At 63.6% G+C, this 20008-nt stretch carries 23 protein-coding genes; 14 read left to right on the top strand and 9 right to left on the bottom strand.

The window, feature by feature from the left end; all coding sequences use genetic code 11:
- Positions 1 to 63: 63 nt before the first annotated feature.
- From V8J83_RS11000 to V8J83_RS10960, 9 genes are all read left to right on the top strand, one after another.
- A complete protein-coding gene (locus tag V8J83_RS11000) occupies positions 64 to 645 on the top strand; it encodes a LysE family translocator (protein ID WP_339986346.1) in 582 nt (193 codons plus the stop codon).
- Between the two features lie 37 nt (positions 646 to 682).
- Positions 683 to 2539 carry an ABC transporter ATP-binding protein gene (locus tag V8J83_RS10995; RefSeq protein WP_339986345.1) on the top strand — a complete coding sequence of 619 codons (1857 nt, stop codon included), beginning with the start codon at positions 683 to 685 and terminating at the stop codon, positions 2537 to 2539.
- The gene (locus V8J83_RS10990) at positions 2536 to 4395 is read left to right on the top strand and encodes an ABC transporter ATP-binding protein (RefSeq protein WP_339986344.1); all 1860 of its coding nucleotides are present in this window, start codon (positions 2536 to 2538) and stop codon (positions 4393 to 4395) included. The genes V8J83_RS10995 and V8J83_RS10990 overlap by 4 nt, the downstream gene beginning before the upstream one ends.
- A 15-nt stretch (positions 4396 to 4410) precedes the next feature.
- Positions 4411 to 4902 carry a P-loop NTPase family protein gene (locus V8J83_RS10985; protein WP_339986343.1) on the top strand — a complete coding sequence of 164 codons (492 nt, stop codon included), beginning with the start codon at positions 4411 to 4413 and terminating at the stop codon, positions 4900 to 4902.
- Between the two features lie 43 nt (positions 4903 to 4945).
- Positions 4946 to 5368 carry a VOC family protein gene (locus V8J83_RS10980; RefSeq protein WP_339986342.1) on the top strand — a complete coding sequence of 141 codons (423 nt, stop codon included), beginning with the start codon at positions 4946 to 4948 and terminating at the stop codon, positions 5366 to 5368.
- The gene (locus V8J83_RS10975; RefSeq protein WP_339986341.1) at positions 5361 to 6596 is read left to right on the top strand and encodes a class I SAM-dependent RNA methyltransferase; all 1236 of its coding nucleotides are present in this window, start codon (positions 5361 to 5363) and stop codon (positions 6594 to 6596) included. Before V8J83_RS10980 ends, V8J83_RS10975 begins: the two co-directional genes overlap by 8 nt.
- Before the next feature lie 19 nt (positions 6597 to 6615).
- Positions 6616 to 7428 carry an ion transporter gene (locus V8J83_RS10970; protein ID WP_339986340.1) on the top strand — a complete coding sequence of 271 codons (813 nt, stop codon included), beginning with the start codon at positions 6616 to 6618 and terminating at the stop codon, positions 7426 to 7428.
- The gene (locus V8J83_RS10965; RefSeq protein WP_339986339.1) at positions 7425 to 8039 is read left to right on the top strand and encodes a Crp/Fnr family transcriptional regulator; all 615 of its coding nucleotides are present in this window, start codon (positions 7425 to 7427) and stop codon (positions 8037 to 8039) included. Before V8J83_RS10970 ends, V8J83_RS10965 begins: the two co-directional genes overlap by 4 nt.
- 67 nt (positions 8040 to 8106) lie before the next feature.
- The gene (locus V8J83_RS10960; RefSeq protein WP_339986338.1) at positions 8107 to 8301 is read left to right on the top strand and encodes a YgaP family membrane protein; all 195 of its coding nucleotides are present in this window, start codon (positions 8107 to 8109) and stop codon (positions 8299 to 8301) included.
- A 27-nt stretch (positions 8302 to 8328) separates the two neighbouring features.
- Here V8J83_RS10960 and dxs read toward each other — a convergent pair whose 3' ends face one another.
- From dxs to V8J83_RS10930, 6 genes are all read right to left on the bottom strand, one after another.
- Complete coding sequence (gene dxs / locus V8J83_RS10955; protein WP_339986337.1) at positions 8329 to 10248, bottom strand: 1-deoxy-D-xylulose-5-phosphate synthase; 1920 nt, start codon at positions 10246 to 10248, stop codon at positions 8329 to 8331.
- Between the two features lie 15 nt (positions 10249 to 10263).
- Positions 10264 to 11130: a polyprenyl synthetase family protein gene (locus V8J83_RS10950; RefSeq protein ID WP_439649783.1), complete on the bottom strand. Its 867-nt coding sequence runs from the start codon at positions 11128 to 11130 to the stop codon at positions 10264 to 10266.
- A gap of 3 nt (positions 11131 to 11133) precedes the next feature.
- The gene (locus V8J83_RS10945) at positions 11134 to 11376 is read right to left on the bottom strand and encodes an exodeoxyribonuclease VII small subunit (protein ID WP_339986336.1); all 243 of its coding nucleotides are present in this window, start codon (positions 11374 to 11376) and stop codon (positions 11134 to 11136) included.
- Positions 11369 to 12289: a histone deacetylase family protein gene (locus V8J83_RS10940; RefSeq protein WP_339986335.1), complete on the bottom strand. Its 921-nt coding sequence runs from the start codon at positions 12287 to 12289 to the stop codon at positions 11369 to 11371. The genes V8J83_RS10945 and V8J83_RS10940 overlap by 8 nt, the downstream gene beginning before the upstream one ends.
- 128 nt (positions 12290 to 12417) lie before the next feature.
- Positions 12418 to 13125 carry a response regulator gene (locus tag V8J83_RS10935; RefSeq protein ID WP_339986334.1) on the bottom strand — a complete coding sequence of 236 codons (708 nt, stop codon included), beginning with the start codon at positions 13123 to 13125 and terminating at the stop codon, positions 12418 to 12420.
- A 3-nt stretch (positions 13126 to 13128) separates the two neighbouring features.
- The gene (locus tag V8J83_RS10930) at positions 13129 to 13641 is read right to left on the bottom strand and encodes a MarR family winged helix-turn-helix transcriptional regulator (RefSeq protein WP_339986333.1); all 513 of its coding nucleotides are present in this window, start codon (positions 13639 to 13641) and stop codon (positions 13129 to 13131) included.
- A gap of 189 nt (positions 13642 to 13830) precedes the next feature.
- On the opposite strand from V8J83_RS10930, the gene V8J83_RS10925 reads away from it, so the two are divergent.
- The gene (locus V8J83_RS10925) at positions 13831 to 14700 is read left to right on the top strand and encodes a branched-chain amino acid aminotransferase (RefSeq protein WP_339986332.1); all 870 of its coding nucleotides are present in this window, start codon (positions 13831 to 13833) and stop codon (positions 14698 to 14700) included.
- 105 nt (positions 14701 to 14805) lie between these two features.
- On the top strand, positions 14806 to 15144 hold the full coding sequence (locus tag V8J83_RS10920) for a DUF2794 domain-containing protein (protein ID WP_439649790.1): 339 nt from the start codon (positions 14806 to 14808) through the stop codon (positions 15142 to 15144).
- On the opposite strand, the gene V8J83_RS10915 is transcribed toward V8J83_RS10920, so the two are convergent.
- The 3 genes from V8J83_RS10915 to V8J83_RS10905 are packed head-to-tail and all read right to left on the bottom strand — an operon-like array spanning position 15141 to position 17779.
- Positions 15141 to 15977, bottom strand: coding sequence for a C40 family peptidase (locus V8J83_RS10915; RefSeq protein ID WP_339986330.1), 837 nt, complete (start codon positions 15975 to 15977; stop codon positions 15141 to 15143). The genes V8J83_RS10920 and V8J83_RS10915 overlap by 4 nt on opposite strands.
- Positions 15974 to 17365: a leucyl aminopeptidase family protein gene (locus tag V8J83_RS10910; protein ID WP_339986329.1), complete on the bottom strand. Its 1392-nt coding sequence runs from the start codon at positions 17363 to 17365 to the stop codon at positions 15974 to 15976. The genes V8J83_RS10915 and V8J83_RS10910 overlap by 4 nt, the downstream gene beginning before the upstream one ends.
- A 60-nt stretch (positions 17366 to 17425) precedes the next feature.
- Positions 17426 to 17779 carry a hypothetical protein gene (locus V8J83_RS10905; RefSeq protein WP_339986328.1) on the bottom strand — a complete coding sequence of 118 codons (354 nt, stop codon included), beginning with the start codon at positions 17777 to 17779 and terminating at the stop codon, positions 17426 to 17428.
- A gap of 218 nt (positions 17780 to 17997) precedes the next feature.
- Here V8J83_RS10905 and V8J83_RS10900 point away from each other — a divergent pair, with 218 nt between their 5' ends.
- The 3 genes from V8J83_RS10900 to V8J83_RS10890 all read left to right on the top strand — a co-directional run bounded on the left by V8J83_RS10900 (position 17998) and on the right by V8J83_RS10890 (position 20008).
- A complete protein-coding gene (locus tag V8J83_RS10900) occupies positions 17998 to 18648 on the top strand; it encodes a carbonic anhydrase (protein WP_339986327.1) in 651 nt (216 codons plus the stop codon).
- A gap of 66 nt (positions 18649 to 18714) precedes the next feature.
- The gene (locus V8J83_RS10895) at positions 18715 to 19695 is read left to right on the top strand and encodes a sodium-dependent bicarbonate transport family permease (protein ID WP_339986326.1); all 981 of its coding nucleotides are present in this window, start codon (positions 18715 to 18717) and stop codon (positions 19693 to 19695) included.
- A 1-nt stretch (position 19696) separates the two neighbouring features.
- Positions 19697 to 20008: a P-II family nitrogen regulator gene (locus V8J83_RS10890; protein ID WP_339986325.1), complete on the top strand. Its 312-nt coding sequence runs from the start codon at positions 19697 to 19699 to the stop codon at positions 20006 to 20008.

Here is a 20008-nt window from a genome sequence, read left to right as displayed (position 1 = left end):
GATGGGCGTTGACAGCGCGAGGACGCGGACGGAAGAGCATGTGTCCGCGTCAGGAGCCGCAGTTTGGACCCGCTTTTCGCTTTCGTCTTCGTCGGCCTGTTCAGTCCCGGCCCAAATGTCATCCTGCTGACGGCCTCCGGCGCGCGGTTCGGCTTTGTGCGCACCTTGCCGCATGTTGCGGGCGTCGCACTTGGCGTCGGCATCATCGCCGCGCTCACCGGGATCGGGATCGGCGCGCTTCTGGGGCGGTATCCGGCGCTTGAACTGACGCTGAAGGTCGTGGCCTCGGCATGGATCGTCTGGATGGGCGTCACGCTTTGGCGATCCTCGGCATCGGGGCAGCGGCAGGCCGGGGATCAACCCTGGGGCATCGTGAAAGCGATCCTGTTCCAATGGGTGAACCCGAAGATCTGGGCCGTGGCGCTGGCCGCCGCATCGGGCTTTCCCGGCGGGCTGAGCCCTTGGGGCGAGGCCTTGCGCCTCGGGGCCACGTTCTCCGGCCTCAACCTTTTCGTTTGCTTGTTCTGGAGCTTTGCGGGATCGCTTCTTGCACTCCTTCTGACCACGCCGCACGCCTGGAAAATCTTCGCCCGCGTCATGGCCACCGGCCTTCTCGCCTCGGCCCTCATGGTGTTTCTCGGATAACGGCGCTATACCTCCCGCCTGGCATGGGGCAAATGTCATGTTCCGCTTTTTCGAAAACCTGGTCGATCCGTATTCGGACCATCCCGAAAACGATCGCCCGCCACGGCGCCTTTGGCCCTTTTTCCGGGACTATTCGCAGCCGTTCAAAGGGCTCTTCGCCGTCACCGCGGCGATGTCCGTTGTCGTGGCCGCCGTTGAGATCGGGCTGATCTGGTACATGGGTCGGGTCGTGGACCTCATGACCGGAGGGGAGCCCGCGCAGGTTCTGGCCGATCACGGCGCCGAGCTTGTGTTGGCCGCGGCCTTCATCCTTGTGCTGCGCCCGCTTCTGCAGGCCTTCGATGTGGCGCTACTGAACAACGCCATCCTGCCGCAATTCGGCGCGCTGGTCCGGTGGCGGGCGCACAAGCAGGTGCTGCGCCAATCGGTCGGCTTCTTCGAGAACGACTTTGCGGGCCGCATCGCCAATCGCATCATGCAAACGCCGGGAAGCGCGGGCGACGCGATCTTCCAGGTCTTCGATGCCATCACCTTCGCGCTCGCCTACCTCGTTGGCGCGGCGATCCTTTTGGCCGGGTCCGACCCGCGCCTTGCCATCCCGCTTGTCGCCTGGTTTGCGCTTTATGCCGCGCTCCTGCGCTGGACGATGCGGCGTGTCGGGCCTGCCTCCAAGGCCTCCGCCGATGCCCGCTCCATGACCACGGGGCGCGTTGTCGACAGCTACACCAATATCCATTCCGTCAAACTCTTCGCCCATCACGACACCGAACTGGCCTATGCCAAGGAGGCCATCGAAGAGACCCGGCGCACCTTCGGGCGCGAGATGCGGATTTTCACGCTGATGGACATCATGCTGGTAACGCTGAACGGCTTTCTGATCGTGGCCGTGGTCGGCTGGGGTATCTGGCTCTGGGCGCAGGGCGCGGCCTCGGTCGGTGTGGTCGCCGCCGCCACGGCGCTCACGTTGCGGCTCAATGCGATGACCGGCTGGATCATGTGGGCGCTTTCCGATTTCTTCCGCGCTTTGGGCGTCGTGTCCGAAGGGATGGAAACGATCACCGAACCGATCCAACTCACCGATGCGCCGAACGCGCAGCCCCTGCGGCTTACCGATGGCGCGATCACCTTCGATGGCGTCAGCCACCATTACGGGCGCGGGCGCGGCGGGATCGACGCGCTCAACCTGACCATCAAACCGGGCGAAAAGGTCGGCCTCGTGGGCCGGTCCGGGGCGGGCAAATCGACCCTCGTGAAGCTCTTGATGCGGTTCTACGATGCGGAACAGGGTCGCATTCTGATCGACGGGCAAGACATTGCACAGGTCACGCAAGACAGCCTTCGTGTCGAGATCGGCATGGTGCAACAGGACAGCTCCCTCCTGCACCGCTCCGTGCGCGACAACATCCTCTACGGGCGCCCCGATGCGACCGAGACCGACATGCTCGCCGCCGCCAAACGGGCCGAAGCGCATGAGTTCATCCTCGACCTCGAAGATCCGCAGGGGCGCAGGGGCTATGACGCGCATGTCGGTGAACGCGGCGTGAAACTGTCCGGCGGACAACGCCAACGCGTCACCCTCGCCCGCGTGATCCTCAAGAACGCGCCGATCCTCGTGCTGGACGAAGCCACCTCCGCACTGGACAGCGAGGTCGAGGCGCAGATCCAGGCCACGCTCTACGGCGTGATGGAGGGCAAGAGTGTTATCGCCATCGCTCATCGCCTGTCCACCATCGCGCGGATGGACCGGATCGTTGTCCTTGACCAAGGGCGCATTTTCGAAGACGGCACCCATGACGCGCTTCTCGCCGCGAATGGCCTATATGCCAGCTTCTGGGCGCGCCAATCGGGCGGGTTCATCGGCATCAAAGACAACACCGGAGAGGCGGCAGAATGACGGCGTTCAAACGCATCGGCGAATGGCTTGGCACCCTGATTTCGCCCTTCGCCCCCGCCGAAGGGCCTCCGCCGCAGACGCTTGGCGCGTTCATCCGCTGGTGCCTCTCGGGCGCATGGCCGGTGATCTTCCTCGCTGCCGCAGCCTCCGGCATGGCCGGTCTGATGGAGGTCGTATCCGCCTGGTTCCTCGGCGTCATGATCGACAGCACCACGGGCGCAAGCGCCGATTACCTCGCTGAAAACGCGCTGCTGATCGCCGCCTACATCGCCTTCTACCTGCTGATCCGGCCGCTCTTCTTCGGGCTCTCCGCCGCCTTCACCGGCATCGTCCTGCCGCCCAACCTCGCGCCGCTGATCCAGTCGCGCCTGCACCGCTGGACGCTTGGCCATGACGTCACCTTCTTCGACAATGATTTCGCCGGCCGCATCGCACAGAAGCAGGCGCAATCGGCCTCCGCCCTCGTCAACGTCGTGCAGGAGGTCATTTCCGCCGCCGTCTATGCCGTCATCACCATCCTCGGCACGCTTGGCCTTCTGGTCGCCATCGACTGGCGGATCGCGGTGATCTTGCTTCTGTGGATGGGGGTATATGCCGCGCTGATCCGCTGGTATCTGCCGCGCATTCGGATCCGCGCCAAGGCCCGCGCCGCCGCCCGCGCCAATGTCACCGGGCAGGTCGTTGACACCATCACCAACATCAAGACCGTCAAGCTTTTCGGCCATACCGACCACGAAGATACCGCCGCAATCGGCGCGATGTCGGGCTACCGCGATGCGGCTTTGCAATTCGGATATCTGTCGACCGCCTTCCGCTTCGTGCTGATGACCGTGGCGGGGCTTCTGCCTGTCCTGCTTGTCATCGGCGCTGTGCTGCTCTGGCGGGTCGGCGCAGTGACGCCGGGCGAGATTGCCGCCATCGGCGCGATTTCCATGCGGATCTCTCAGATGACCGGTTGGGTCTCCTTCACGCTGATGGGTATCTATTCCAATGTCGGCGAGTTGGAGGATGGCATGCGCACCCTGACCCCCGCCCACGGCCTGACCGATGCGCCCGGCGCGACCGCGTTGCCGCGCCTTGCAGGCCGCGTGGAATTCGACGGCGTCAGCTTCGCCTATGGCCAGCGCACCGGCGGTGTGGACCGGATCGACCTGGTGGTTGAGCCGGGCCAGAAACTCGGCGTCGTGGGCGCGTCCGGCGCGGGCAAGTCGACCCTCGTGAACCTTCTGATGCGGCTCTACGATGCGGAACAGGGTCGTATTCTGATCGACGGGCAGGATATCGCGCAGGTCACCCAGAACAGCCTCCGTCAGCAGATCGCCATGGTCACGCAGGAGACCGCGATGTTCAATCGCACCGCGCGTGACAACATACTCTATGGCCGCCCGGACGCTACCGAGGCCGAGGTGATCGCCGCCGCCAAACGCGCCGAAGCGCATGACTTCATCCTTCAGCTCGAAGATTTCAAAGGCCGCACCGGCTACGATGCCTTCCTCGGCGAGCGCGGCGTGAAGCTCTCCGGCGGCCAGCGTCAACGCATCGCGCTGGCCCGCGCCTTCCTCAAGGACGCACCGGTGCTTGTCCTCGATGAGGCCACCTCCGCGCTGGACAGCGAAGTGGAGGCCGCGATCCAGGACACGCTGACCCGCGTGATGGAGGGCAAGACCACCATCGCCATCGCCCACCGCCTCTCCACGCTCTCGGCCATGGACCGGATCATCGTGCTCGATCAGGGCCGCATTGTTGAGGACGGCACCCATGATGCGCTGCTGGCCCAAAACGGCCTCTACGCGCGCTACTGGAACCGTCAATCCGGCGGCTTCATCGGCACCGACGACATCGCCGCCGCCGAATGAACGATGCGCCGGGTGATGATCATTGGCCAGCCCGGCTCCGGCAAATCCACCCTCGCGCGCCTTCTTGGTGAAAGGATCGGCCTGCCGGTCTATCACATGGATCAGATCCACTGGATTTCCGGCTGGGTCGAACGCCCCAAGCCCGACAAGATCGTATTGGCGATGGAGGTTCAGAACCGTGACACGTGGATCTTGGAAGGCGGCCTCGGCGCGACGAAAGACCACCGCCTGCAAAGATGCGACACGCTCATCAACCTCGATTTCCCGCTCTGGCTTCGCGCCTGGCGCGTCGGCAAGCGCACCGTCCTGCACTACGGCAAAACGCGTCCCGACCTGCCCGACGGCTGCCCGGAACAAGTCAGCCTGGAGTTCTGGAAGTGGATCTGGGACACGCGCGAAAAGAACCGCCTCACGAACCTCCGATGGATGGAAAAGGCCGGGCCACAGGTTGTGATCCATCATTTGAAATCACCGTCAGATGTCCGCGGCTTCCTTGCGGGCCTTTAGCTGCCCCTTGCCGATCCGCCCCAAACCCGCCAATCCTCAGCCCATGGATCTTGAAACTGTCTCTGCCGAGGGCTTTGGCCGCTCCCTCACCGGCGTCGGCCTCAACCTCCTGACCCGTGATACCCGCGCCCTCGCGGCGTTCCTGACCGAAACCTTCGGCCTCACCGCGCATCGCCTGTCCGATGATTTCGCCATCCTCCGCCACGACGACGCGTTGATCCAACTCCACGCCGATGGCACCTATGCCGGCCATCCGTTGCCCCAACTCATCCCCGAAAACCCGCCCCGCGGCGGCGGCGCGCAAATCTACCCGTTCGGCATCGACCCCGATCAGGCCGTCAACCGCGCCGAAGTGGGCGGCTATCACATCCTGGAACCGCCCACCGACAAGCCCCACGGCCTGCGTGAGGCGACGATTCTCTCGCCCGACGGATACGCCTTTTCCCCCGCGGTGCCCCATGGCTGAACATACGATCCTTCGCCTCGGCCACCACGGCGACGGCATCGCGGCCAACGAAAAAGGCACCCCGGTCTACGCCCCGCTTACCCTTCCGGGCGAGGTCATTACCGGGGCGATTGACGGCGGCCGCATCGCCGCACCATCTGTGATCACACCGTCCCACGACCGCATCAAGCCGCCGTGTCCGCATTTCAAATCCTGCGGTGGCTGCAACCTGATGCACGCCTCGGACCCGTTCGTGGCATCCTTCAAATCCGATGTAATCACAAACGCATTCGCCACCCATGGCCTCACCGCAAATCTACGCCCGATCCTCACCTCTCCCGCCCGCACGCGCCGCCGCGCCACCTTGTCGGGCACCCGCACCAAAAAGGGTGCGCTGATCGGCTTCCATGCCCGAAAATCAGACACGATCGTGCCGATCAGAGACTGTTTTCTTCTCCATCCGCGCCTGCTCGACACGTTACCGACACTGGAACAGATCACCCGGATCGGTGCGTCGCGCTCGGCCACGCTGGCCTTTGCCCTGACGCTGACCGACACCGGTATCGACTTGGCGGTCAGCGGCGGCAAACCCCTCGATGGCCCGCTCCGGGCCGCGCTGCCGCAAGCAGCACGGGGCATTCTCCGCCTGACCTGGGACACCGAGCCGGTCTTCATCGAAACACCGCCCACCCTTCCCATCGGCTCCGCCCGCGTCACGCCGCCGCCCGGCGCTTTCCTGCAAGCCACACCCGAAGGCGAAGCCGCCCTGCAAGCCGCCTTGACGGAGGCGACCCATGGCGCCGCTCATATCGCCGATCTCTTCTGCGGCCTCGGCACCTTCGCCCTGCCGCTGGCCGCCAATGTCCCCGTCCACGCCGTCGAAAACGCCCCCGACCTCCTCGACGCGCTCACGCAGGCCGCCAATCACACCACCGGCCTCAAGCCCATCACAACCGAGGCGCGCGACCTGTTCCGCCGCCCGCTTCTCCCCGACGAGCTCGCCAAATTCGACGCCATCGTCATCGACCCGCCCCGCGCCGGGGCCGAAGCGCAGACCCGCGAGATTGCCAAGGCGCAGGTCCCCCGCATCGCCGCTGTGTCCTGCAACCCCGTCACCTTCGCCCGTGACGCGAAAATCCTCACCGACGCGGGCTACCGCCTCGATTGGGTGCAGCCGATCGACCAATTCCGCTGGTCCCCCCATGTCGAGCTTGCCGCACAGCTCAGCCTGCCCCATATCCATCCCTGACGCCCTCAGGAGCCGATTGATGACCGCCACCGCCCTTCGCCCCCGCTTGGCCGCGTTCATGGAACGCGCATCGGTGCGCAACTTCATCATCGCCGTCATCATCTTCAACGCGATCATCCTGGGCCTCGAAACCTCGGAACCGATAATGGCGCAATTCGGGCCTTTGATCCTTTTGCTCGACCGCATCTGCCTCGGCATCTTCGTCGTCGAACTGGTTCTCAAACTCGTGGCCCTCGGCCCGCGCTTCTTCCGCTCCGGCTGGAACATCTTCGACTTCATCATCGTGGGCATCGCGCTTGTCCCCGCCGCGCAAGGGCTCAGCGTCTTGCGGGCGCTCCGCATCCTGCGCGTACTGCGCGTGATCTCCGTCGTGCCTTCGCTGCGCCGCGTGGTCGAAGGCCTGCTGACCGCGTTGCCCGGCATGGGCTCGGTCTTCCTTTTGATGTCGATCATCTTCTACATCGGTGCGGTCATGGCCACGAAGCTCTTCGGCGGCGCTTGCCCCGGCTGCACCCCGGAACAGATCGCCAATTTCGACGAATGGTTCGGCACGCTCGGCCGCTCGCTCTATTCCCTGTTCCAGATCATGACGCTTGAATCCTGGTCCATGGGCATCGTGCGACCCGTGCAGGAGGTCTTTCCCTTCGCCTGGATGTTCTTCGTCCCCTTCATCCTCGTGACCACCTTCGCCGTGGTGAACCTGGTCGTCGGTCTGGTGGTGAACTCCATGCAGGACGCCCATTCCGAAGAGGCCAACGCCGCCACCGACGCCTATCGCGACGAGGTGCTCGAACGGCTCAAGGCCATCGAAGAGCATTTGGGAAAGCGGTGACCGACCCCGCCCGATACACCGCCCATGGCCATACGATTTCGGCCCCCGATGGCGCGTGTCTGTTCCAGCCCGGCGATGAAAGCCGCGCCTTCCTGATCGTCACGAAAGGGCATGTTCGGGTCGAACAGACCAACCCGGAGGGTCGCACCATGGTCCTTTACCGGGTGCATGAAGGCGAAAGCTGCGTGATGACAACCTCCTGCCTGATGGGGTCGCGACCCTATAGCGGCTATGGCTATGCCGAAGGCCCGGTGGAGGCGCTGGCCATCGGCGATGATGCGTTCCGCCGTCTGCTCGCCGAAGACGCCGGGTTCCGCGAAATGGTCTTCGAAGGCTTCACGCGGCGCCTGGGCGAATTGACCGACGTCATCGACGCGCTGCTTCTGCATCGCACTGACCTGCGCCTTGCGGCATGGCTCGCCGCGCGCGGGAATGGCCGGTGCGAGATGACCCAGCAAGAGATCGCGCAGGAGCTTGGCACCGCGCGCGAGGTCGTGTCACGGACGCTCAAATCCTTCGAGCGGGAGGGCTGGCTGGCGCTTGGGCGTGGCCGGTTCGATATCACCGATGCGGATGCGCTGGCCGTCCACGCAAAATCCTCGGTTACGTGACTCTGTCACCGACACGCGGGCGTTTACACGTCATTCCTCGCGTATCGTTTTGACAAGGAGTGACCCCATGACCATCACCCGCAACCTCGCCACCTGGGACCGCGCCGCGCGGTTCGTCCTCGGCGCGCTGCTCATCGTTCTCGCCCTTACCGGCACCATCGGCGCCTGGGGCTATCTCGGCGTGATCCTCGTCGGCACGGCGTTTCTCAACTTTTGCCCGCTCTACCGCATTGTCGGGTTCAAGACCTGCACCGATTGCTGAAGCGCCAATGTCCGGGTGGCGGCGTCTTCAGGCCCGCTGCTCCATGACCTCAACGCCGAGGGTCCGCAGGACTTTCGCCTCGATATCCTCGGCGTTCATGCCCGCGATCGCATACATATCCGCCGGGCTCGCCTGATCGATGAAGACATCCGGCAGCACCATCGAGCGGTACTTCAGGCCTGTATCAAACACGCCCCTTTCGGCCAAAAGCTGCGCCACATGGCTGCCAAAGCCGCCCACAGCCCCCTCTTCAACCGTGATCAGCGCCTCGTGGTGACGCGCCAGTTGCAGGATCATCTCTTCGTCCAGCGGTTTCGCAAAGCGCGCGTCGGCCACGGTTGGCGTGATCCCCTTCTGCGCAAGGCTCTCTGCGGCCTCCTGAACCTCCTTCAGACGCGCCCCGAAGTTCAGGATCGCAACCCGCGAACCCTCTGAAATCATACGACCTTTTCCGATCTCAAGCGCTCTTCCACGCTCGGGCAATTCGACCCCGACGCCCTCGCCCCTTGGGAACCGGAAGGCGCTTGGCCGGTCGTCGATCTCCAACGCCGTGCGCACCATGTGCCGCAACTCCGCCTCGTCGGAGGCCGCCATAACGACAAAGCCCGGCAAATTGCTCAGGTAGCCCACATCATAGCTGCCCGCATGGGTGCAGCCATCCGCCCCCACAAGCCCCGCGCGGTCAATCGCGAACCGCACCGGAAGGCGCTGAATGGCGACGTCATGGACCACCTGATCGTAGCCGCGTTGCAGGAAGGTCGAGTAAATCGCGGCGAACGGCTTTAGCCCACCGGCGGCCATGCCCGCACAAAACGTCACCGCATGTTGTTCGGCAATTCCTACGTCAAAACAACGCGTTGGGAAGCGTTCGGCAAACAGGTCAAGGCCCGTTCCATCGGGCATCGCGGCGGTGACGGCGACCACTTTGGGATCATCCGTGGCCTCGGCGATCAGGCTTTGCGCGAATACCTTGGTATAACTCGGCGCGTTGGACGGCGCCTTTTTCTGCTTGCCGGTGGCAATGTCGAACTGCGCCGTCGCATGGCCGCGATCGGCACGATGCTCGGCGTACCCTTTGCCCTTCTTGGTGATCGCATGGATCAGGATCGGCCCATCGGCGCGCGATTTCACCGTGCGCAATACGGCCAGAAGGCTCTCCATATCGTGGCCATCAATCGGCCCGACATAGGAGAATCCAAGCTCTTCAAACATCGTCCCGCCAACCGTGGCGGACTTGAGCAATTCCTTTGCCCGCCGCGCGCCCTCCTGAAGCGGTTGCGGCAGAAGCGACACGGCCCCCTTCGCGGCGGCCTTGAATTCCTGAAACGGGGCGCCGGCGTAAAGCCTTGAAAGGTAGGACGACATCGCCCCCGTGGGCGGGGCAATCGACATCTCGTTGTCGTTCAGGATCACGATCAACCGCTTGCCCAGATGGCCCGCGTTGTTCATCGCCTCGAAGGCCATGCCGCCGGACAACGCGCCATCCCCGATCACCGCAATCGCATCGCCGTGGCCGGTGTCGCAATCGCCACCCAGATCGCGCGCAACCGCAAACCCAAGTGCTGCGGAAATACTTGTAGAAGAATGCGCCGCGCCGAAGGGATCAAACGGGCTTTCGCTGCGCTTGGTGAAGCCGCTCAACCCATCCTTCTTGCGGATTGACAGCATCTGATCCCGCCGCCCGGTCAGGATCTTGTGCGGATAGCACTGGTGGCTGACGTCCCAAACCAACTTGTCACGCGGCGTATCGAACACCGCATGAAGCGCGACCGTCATCTCGATCACCCCCAAACCAGCTCCGAAATGCCCGCCGGTCTGGCTCACGGTCCAGATCATCTCGGAACGCAGCTCATCGGCCAGCTTGCGCACATCGGAGTCCGACAGAAGCTTGAGATCGGCAGGCTGGTGGACCTTGTCCAAAAGCGGAGTGGTCGGACGCTCGGTCATGGGAATATCGTCTTCCTACTTGTCACGCGACACTATGTAGTGCGCGAGATCGCGCAGCACCTGCGCCTTTTCGCCATAGGGCGCCAGCGCCGCATCGGCTTCCCGCACCAATTCGCCCGCCCGCGCCTTCGCCGCGTCCAACCCAAGCAATGACACGAACGTGGCCTTGCCCGCATCCGCATCCTTGCGCAGCGCCTTTCCGGCAGTCGCGGCATCGCCTTCCACGTCCAGCACATCATCGGCAATCTGGAACGCCAGCCCGATGGCCCTTGCGTAAGTCCGTAGTGGCGCGGGATCAGCCCCGCCAAGGAGCGCACCCGCATAGGCCGGCCATTCGATCAAACGCCCGGTCTTGTTGGCCTGCAACGCGGTGATTTCGTCAAGCGTCAGGGCTTGCCCGGCGGTCTCTGCCGCGATGTCCTGCGCCTGACCCAAAACCATACCCTCGGCACCGCTCGCGCGGGCCAGGGTCGCCATCAGCGTCACACGCTCCTCGGCTGTGCCAGCCTCCTCGCAGCTCAGCAATTCGAAGGCGAATGTCTGTAATGCATCCCCGACCAGAACCGCCGTCGCCTCGTCCCATTTGACGTGGACGGTGGGCTGGCCCCGGCGCAGCGCGTCGTCGTCCATGCAAGGCAGATCGTCATGCACAAGGCTATAGGCGTGCAGGCATTCCACCGCCCCTGCCGCGTAGAGCGCCCGCTCTTTCGGCACACCGAACAGCGCCGCACTTTCCAGCACCAGAAATCCGCGCAGGCGTTTACCAGCGCCAGTCGCGTAGCGCATGCCTTGGGCGATCGTGTCGTCGCCAAGGCGCGCCATTTGGTCTGTCAGGAAGTTACCAATGCGGCTTTGCGCATCCGTCAGGGCCGTCTCGAACACGCGTTACAGGCCCTCGACCGGCTTCGCGCCCGTCGCCTCACCGGTCGCATCCAGGGTGATCTGGGCAACTTTTTCCTCAGCCTCTTTCAACTTCGCCTCGCAACGCGCTTTCAGCGCCGCGCCCCGTTCATAAAGCTTGATCGAGTCTTCCAGCGCGACTTCGCCCCGGTCGAGCTGTGTGACCACCTTCTCCAGTTCGCGGATCGCGTCTTCGAAGCTCATCTCCTCAATGGGGGTCTCAGCCATCGTTGTCCTCCAGTTCGCTCACGTGGGCCAACACGCCGCCGCCCAGACCTTGAAGATCATAGCCGCCTTCCAGTGTCGAGACCACGCGCCCGTCGCAAACGGCGTCGGCGACCTTCACCAATTCGCGCGTGACCCATGCGAAATCCTCATCCTCCCACAGAAGGTTGGCCAGAGGGTCGCGGGCATGGGCGTCGAACCCGGCGGAAATCAGGATCAGGTCGGGATCGAAGTCGCGCAGGCGCGGGAAGACGTGGCTTTCGTACCGTGACCGCATGGCCAGTCCGTCCGACCCCGGCGGCAGCGGCAGGTTCATTACATTGTCCGACGCCCCGCGCTCGTGCACCGCGCCCGATCCGGGGTAGAGCGGCATCTGGTGCGAGGAAATGAACAAGGCGCGCGGCTCGTTCCACAAAAGGTCCTGCGTGCCGTTGCCGTGGTGCACGTCGAAATCCACCACCGCCACACGATCCAACCCGTGCCGGTCGAGCGCGTGCTGCGCGGCGATGGCAATATTCCCGAACAGGCAGAAGCCCATCGCGCGGGACTTTTCCGCATGGTGTCCGGGCGGGCGCGTGGCCACGAAGGCGCGCTTGTGCTTGCCACCCAGCACGGCATCCACAGCGGCCAGGCACCCACCGACACCCTTCAACGCGGCCTCCCACGTCCCCGGAGAGGCCGAGGTATCGGCGTCGATCTGCACCATGCCTTGCGTGGGCTGCGCGTCGCGCATGGCGTCGATGTAGCTTTGCGGATGACACAGGGCGATATCCGCCTCGCGCGCCGCCGGGGCCTCCATCCGCTCTGCGTCGACATCGGCAAGCACGGCGAAAACGGTCTCAAGCCGCGCGATGCGTTCGGGGTGGCCCTCGGGCATCTCATGGGCAAGGCCCGAGGGGTTATTGACGATCAGCATGGGGAGGAGTCCGTGGTTGGAGCGGGGCTGGAAGGGGCATTTTTCATGGTAACCGAAATCCTAACAAGATCCGCTTTCTTGTTTGTTTCCTGAGGTTTGATGTGTTTGTGCACGCGTGCACAAACACATCAATCCGGGGCCAGCATATAGCCTGCCCCGCGCACCGTCTGAAGGTAGCGGGGTTGTTTCGGGTTCACCTCGATCTTGCGTCTGAGCCGCGTGATCTGCACGTCGACCGCGCGTTCCTGCACCGGCTCGCCACCCACCTTGTCGCGGTTCAGCAGGCTCACCAGATCCGCCCGTGTCAGGGCCTCGCCGGGCTGGTGCGAAAAGATCCGCATCAACGCCGCTTCGGTCGCAGTCAGGCGCACCGGCTCCTGCCCGTCGAACATCTCCCCGCGTTCGATATCGTAACGGATCGGCCCCAGATGCAAGACCTGCGGCGAGGTGTTTTCCTCGGTCGGCGCAGGCACCCGCCGAAGGATCGCATTGATCCGCAGCAGCAGTTCCTTCGGCTCGAACGGCTTGGCGATATAATCATCCGCCCCGGCCTCCAGCCCCTCGATCCGGTCCTCCGCCTCGCCCTTCGCGGTCAGCAGCAGGATCGGCGTCGCGGCCTCGGCACGGATATCGCGGCACAGGCTCAGCCCGTCTTCGCCCGGCATCATCACGTCGAGAACGATCAGATCGAAACTCAACCCGTCCAGAAGCTTGCGCGCATGGGCCGCGTCGCGGGCACCCGACGCCATGAAGCCGTTGCGCATCAGGAATTTCTGCAGAAGTTGCCGAATGCGTTCGTCGTCGTCGACGATAAGAAGATGTGCGCCGATATCCATGCTTTATCCCTGATCCACGCCATCAAGGTACTGTCGGCGCATCTCGGGGTCCATCATCTCTTCCAAGACGGCGCGAAACCCCTGCACCGCTTCCGGCCCGGCATTGCGAAAGGCCACGCGCATGCGGTTGCGCTGCGCTTCCGACAAGGCCTGTTCCAGTGCCTTGCCCGCTTCCGTCAGATGCAGATGCCGCTCGCGTTTGTCACGCGTGCCGACGCGGGCCTCCACCAGCCCGTCGTCTACCAATGTCCGCAACACCCGGTTAAGCGACTGCTTGGTTACGCCAAGGATGGCGAGCAGGTTGTTGACCGTCGTGCCCGGCGTTCGGTTGATGAAATGAACCGCCCGATGATGCGCGCGACCATAGCCCTTTTCGGTCAGGATCCGGTCGGGATCGGCGGTGAAGCCGCGATACGCGAAGAACATTGCCTCGATCCCGCGCCGCAATTGATCATCGGTGAGAAACAGCAGGGTCTCCCCCCGCGCCATTGCTCCGCCTGCGCCGCGCTCGGCCATGATCTGTCCCTTCGCTCACCGGTCCAGCCGGTTTTGGTCAGTTTATGTCAGCCTTGTTGACTTTCCAAGAATCAATTGGTAGCCAAACTGGCCTTTTGCGTAATTTTATGTCCGATACGGACCCAACTTACGCAATTTTTGGAAAGCGCACCCGAGTGGAAGCGGGTTAACCGAGGAGAGGAAGGGACCATGGCTGGAGCCTATGATGACCGCGACGGTCACATCTGGATGGACGGCAAGCTGATCGATTGGCGCGATGCCAACGTACACCTTCTGACCCATGCAATGCATTACGCCTCAAGCGTGTTCGAGGGGGAGCGCGCCTATAATGGCAAGATCTTCGAATCCCGCCGCCATTCCGAGCGGCTGCACTACTCCGCGTCCTGCATCGATTTCGAAATCCCATGGACGGTTGATGAAATCGAGGCCGCGAAATACGAGGTCATGAAGGCCAACAAGCTGACCGATGCCTATGTGCGCGCCGTCGCCTGGCGTGGCGCGGGCGAAGATATGGGGGTCAGCTCGTCCAAGAACCCGGTGCGCCTGGCCATCGCCGCCTGGGAATGGGGGAGCTATTACGGCGACGCCAAGATGAAGGGCGCAAAGCTTGATATTTCGCGTTGGAAACGCCCCTCGCCCGAGACGATCCCGGTCCATGCCAAGGCCGCCGGCCTTTACATGATCTGCACCACCTCCAAGCACGCGGCAGAGGCCAAAGGCTGCTCGGATGCGCTGTTCATGGATTACCGCAACTATGTGGCGGAGGCGACGGGCGCGAACATCTTCTTCGTCAAGGACGGAGAGGTGCACACCCCCACCGCCGATTGCTTCCTCAACGGCATCACCCGCCAGACCGTGATCGGCATGCTGGAAGACAAGCAGGTGAAGGTCCACGAGCGCCACATCATGCCCGAAGAGCTGGAAGGCTTCGAGCAATGCTGGCTGACCGGCACCGCCGCCGAAGTCACGCCGGTGGGCCAGATTGGCGACTACAACTTCGAAGTCGGCGCCATGACCCGCGATATCGCGCAGAGCTACGAGAATCTGGTGCGGGCATAAACCTGCCCACCCATAAAGACCGAAAGGCTCCGCGACGCTGCGGGGCCTTTTTTCGTTCCCACGCTTGACCCCCACCAACTTCGCGCCCACCATCGCCACATGGTGATGCACTTTCAGCCGACAGGCCCCTCCTCCTCCCAAAATCAGGTCGCGTTTCATCGCACGGAGCTTGGTCCCATCATGGGCCTGTACGGGCGCATGGTCGCGGCGGGTGAATGGCGGGATTACGGGATCAGCCATCTGACCGATGTGGCGGTGTTCTCAATCTTCCGGCGAACGGCTGAACACCCGCTCTATCGGATCGAAAAACGTCCGAAACTGCGTGACAAGCAGGGGCAATATGCCGTGATCGGCATGGACGGGCGCATCCTGAAACGCGGGCATGACCTCAAGACCGTGCTGCGGGTTCTGGAACGCAAACTGATCCGCGCCGTCGACGCCTAGGGCAGCGGCAGCCGCTTCCGCGCGGTAATCGGGCCGAATTCGCTCGCTTCGATCCGGGCAGCGGCGTCTTTCAACGGCTCATAGGCGACCGCCATGTGATGCGCGTTGGCGTGCAGCAGCATCCGGTCACTGGCCATCAGGCCGACATGCCCCTTCCAGAAGATCAAATCGCCCCGCTTCAACGGCTCGTCCGGGGCGATGACTTCTCCTAGCGCCGCTTCCTGCTGATCACTGTCCCGCGGGCAGGCGATGCCGCACGCCAGCAAGCAGGCCTGCACCAGCCCCGAGCAATCAATACCCCACCGGCTGGTCCCGCCCCAAAGATACGGCGTTCCCAGAAACAGATCACCGATGCCCACCGGGTCCGCAAACCGCGCCTTGATCGGCATCAGGTGTTGCGCGGGCATGAAATGGCCCGTGTGGATCCGCTTGAAATCGCCCTTTTCGCCGGACACCTTCACCTGACTGCCGAAATAGAGGCACACATCCGGCGGGGCCTTGAGGTTCGGCTTGGGATAAAGATGTGTCGCGGGCGAAATGACCCAATGGGTTGCGGGCTCAAGCCCCGTCAGCGCCCCTGCCAGCATGTAACCGACATAGCCATCCTTCTCGGATTGGCCGAACGCGAACCCGTCCGCCGTGTCCAACACCAGAAACCGCTCGCCAAAGACCAGCTGACTGGTGCGCATGCCGCGGGGTTGATCGGTGATGTTGGCGATGGGCTGCTGCACCATCATCACGCGGCCCTCGGTGTAACGCTCGGCCTCCACCACGCCTTTCAGGGACGCATGGGCCACAATCCCGTTGGACGGGGTCATGCGGGGGTCATTCATGGCGTCAGCACCTCCGGCAACGCGTGGAACAAGGCGCGGATACCTTGCCCAACGCCCCCCTTCGGACGGGCAGGCGCATTGGCCCTTTGCCAGCCATAGACATCAAAATGGGCAAAGCGCGGCACATCGGCGAACCGGCGCAGGAACAGCGCCGCTGTGATCGAGCCCGCCATGCCGCCCGATGGCGCATTGTCGAGATCGGCAATTCCGGGCTCAATCATCGGCTCGTACGCGTCGTGAAACGGAAGGCGCCAAACCGGGTCGGCGACGCGGATCGACGCATGTGCCAACGCCCCGGCCAACGCGTCGTCGTCGGTATAGAACGGCGCGATATCGGGACCAACGGCGACCCGCGCCGCGCCGGTCAGAGTGGCCATACAGATCATCAGATCGGGCGCGGCCTCGGCCCCGTAGGCCAGCGCATCGGCCAGAACCAGGCGCCCCTCGGCATCGGTATTGTTGATCTCGACCGTCAGGCCGTTGCGAGCGGTATAGATGTCACCGGGGCGAAACGCATTGCCCGCGACGTTGTTCTCAACTGCCGGGATCAGCACCCGCAGACGATAGCTCAGGCCGCCCGCCATGATCATCCGCGCCAGACCAAGCACGTTGGCAGCGCCGCCCATATCCTTCTTCATCAACCCCATCGACGCGCCGGGCTTCAGGTTCAGCCCGCCGGTGTCGAAACACACACCTTTGCCCACCAGGGTCAGGGCCGGGCCATCATCGCCCCACGTCATCTCGATCAGACGCGGCGCCTTGGCGGCCGCACGCCCGACCGTATGGATCAGCGGGAAATTCTGCCCCTTCAGGTCATCGCCTTCGACCGTTGCAACCTGCGCGCCAAACTCCGCTGCCAGTCCGCGTACCGCGTCTTCCAGCGCGTCGGGCCCCATATCTTCGGCAGGCGTGTTGATCAGATCCCGGGTCAGCGCCTCGGCGGCGGCAACGCGGTGCAGGTGATCGGCATCGCACCTTGCGGGCGCGACCAGCTGCGCCTTGGAGGTGGATTGGCGGCGATAGCGGTCGAACCGATAAAGCGATAGAAGGTAGCCTAGGGCAATCTCATCCACATCGGCCTGTGCGTCGGGGGCATTTTCAATTGCGAATGTTGCTTCAGGCAAAGACGCAATCGCGGCACCTTCGGCAAACCGTTTGCGCGCCCGGGCCCCTGCTGTGCCGCGCCCGATCAAAGCGCCGGCAAGCGCACCTGATGCCCCGTCCTCGGGCAGGGTCAGGGATTGGCCCAACGCGCCAGTGAAGCCATGGGTTTCCGCCCAGGCCCGCTGCGCATCGGACAGAACGGAGAGGTCGCGATCCAGTGTTTCGGATCCGACCAGAACAATACGAAGCGCGCCGGTTCCGTCTTCGGCGAATTTGAATGACATGCTCGCACCTCTTTCAGATGCGCGCAGGGTAACGTTTGCCAGCCGCTCCGCAAGGTGGGTTCAGCCGGAAAGATCCTCCAGATCCCAGACCGCGTGGATCGAGCGTTCCCCGACCCGTTCAAGCCGCGCAAGCGTCGCAGACAGCGCCACGGGATCGGCGCGCGAAAAGTTGTCGAGGACCGAATGCGCCACACGCGACAGGGTCGACATTCCGATCAACTTCGCATCGCGGGCGACCTGATCCACTTCGCTCAGGAAGGTTTGTTCATCCTGATCCAGCAAGCCAAGCAGCTTTGGCAGGCCTTCCGATATGCGGTGCAAGGCCAACGCCACTTCGGCTTCGGCGCGCACTTCGCCAATCCGGCGGCACAGGTCTTCCAGACATTCGGGATCAAACCGCGCGGGTTCCTCCATCGATAACGATGTAATTTCAAGGGCCACCCCGACCCCATTGCTCCGTACCATTCCACTCGCTCCATAGTTTCGCCCCCACCACAGGACGCCCCCGAAAGGGATACGGGGCCACCATCACGAAGTGTGCTGAAGAAACCCTTTAACGCGCTGCAGAAAGCGGCTGCAATTTGATTGGAATTTCCGCTAAACCGGAGGTTGAATGACCCCGGAGACGCGCGATGCACCGTGTGAAATCCCTGCCCGACTACCTGCTCGAGCGGTATAACGACTGGAAAGAAACCAGCTTCCCGGAAAATCGGGACTGGTTCCGGAAACTGGCCGAGGAAGGCCAGCACCCCAAGGCCATGGTGATTGCCTGTTGCGACAGCCGTGTGGCCATCAATTCTGTCTTCGGGCAACGCACAGGTGAGCTGTTCGTGCACCGCAACATCGCCAATCTTGTGCCGCCCTACACGCCCGACGGGAACCATCACGGCACGGGCGCGGCGGTGGAATTTGCGGTCAGACACCTGAAGGTGGAACATATCCTCGTCATGGGCCATTCGCGCTGCGGTGGCGTGGCGGGGTGTATCGCGATGTGCGAGGGCGAAGCGGAAGAATTCGAGGACGACGCCAGCCTGATTGGCCGTTGGCTCGACGTGCTGCGGCCCGGTTTCAAGGCGGTGTCCGATATCAAGGATCCCGCCGACCGCCAGACCGCGCTTGAAAAGGAGGGCATCCATGTCAGCCTCGAGAACCTCCTGGGGTATCCCTTCGTGAAAGCGGCGGTCGACGCCGGTACGCTTAGCCTGCATGGGCTTTGGGCGGATATCGCCGACATGGATCTTGAAACCTTCGACGGAAAGATCCGCCATTTCGCGCGGGCCTGACTTGCACCACCGCCTCCACGCCCGTAAAGCCCGCCTCAGACAACCGACGGTATAGGAGACACCTCCATGGAGGGCATGCTGGCGCTGGCCGCCGACAATCTGCTGTCGCCGATCATCCTTTTTTTCGCGCTTGGCGTCCTGGCCGCCTTTGCCCGGTCGGACCTGTCGATCCCCGAAGCGGTCGCCAAGGGCATGTCGATCTACCTGCTCTTCGCCATCGGCTTCAAAGGCGGGGCGGCCGTGGCCGACAACGGCATCGACACGACACTTGTTCTTTCGCTTGTGGCGGGGTTGGTCCTGTCTTTCGCGATCCCGATGGTGGCCTTCGCGCTTCTGCGTGTCATGACCGGCCTTTCGGTGACGGATGCCGCCGCCGTCGCAGGACATTACGGCTCAATCTCCATCGTGACGTTCGTGGCCGCAACCTCCGTCGTGCAAAGCGCGGGCCTTTCATCGGAGGGCTACATGGTGGCCGTCGCCGCTGTGATGGAGGCACCCGCGATCCTGTCGGCGCTGTGGCTGATTGCGCGCTTCGACAAAGGCGCCGCCGAGATGGACGCTGGGCTGATGCGAGAGATCCTGCTGAACGGGTCCATCGTGTTGCTGGTCGGCTCTTTCGTGATCGGCGTGATCACCGGGGCGGACGGCCTTGATCTGATCGCGCCCTTCATCGTCACCCCATTCCAGGGCGTCTTGTGCCTGTTCCTGCTGGACATGGGGCTTGTCGCGGGTCGTGGCCTGCGCGAGGCGCGCGGAGTGCTGAAGCCAGGCCTGTTCCTCTTTGGTGTCGTCATGCCGGTGGTCGGCTCGACCTTCGGGCTTCTGGCCGGAGTGCTTTTGGGCCTCAGCCCCGGCGGCGTCGTCCTGTTCATGACGCTGTCGGCCTCGGCATCGTATATCGCAGTGCCCGCCGCCATGCGCGTGGCCCTGCCCGAAGCCAATCCGTCGATCTACCTGACCCTGTCGCTCGGCGTGACCTTCCCCTTCAACCTGACACTCGGCATCCCGCTTTATCTTGCGATTGCCACCTTTGTGACCGGAGGCTGATATGGATACCCACAAGGCAAAACGCGTGGCCGTGATCATCGAAGCAGTGATGCAATCCCGCCTGACCGACGCGATGGACCGCGCGGGTGTCAGCGGCTATTCCGTGCTGCCCGTGCTGGCCGGTGGCGGACGCTCCGGCAATTGGACCCGTGAGGGCCAGATCGGGCGCGGCACAGGCATGGTGCAGGTCGTGTGCATCATCGCCCCCGACAAGATCGACGACCTGCTCAACAAGGCCTTCGCTGTTGTCGAAAAGCACATCGGGGTGATCACGGTCAGCGATTGCGAAGTGCTGCGCGCCGAACGGTTCTGA

The organism is Gymnodinialimonas ulvae, assembly GCF_037543845.1.
Lineage (GTDB): Bacteria > Pseudomonadota > Alphaproteobacteria > Rhodobacterales > Rhodobacteraceae > Gymnodinialimonas > Gymnodinialimonas ulvae.
Note: the sequence above shows the minus strand (reverse complement) of the source record. Positions and strands in the feature narration are given on the sequence as shown.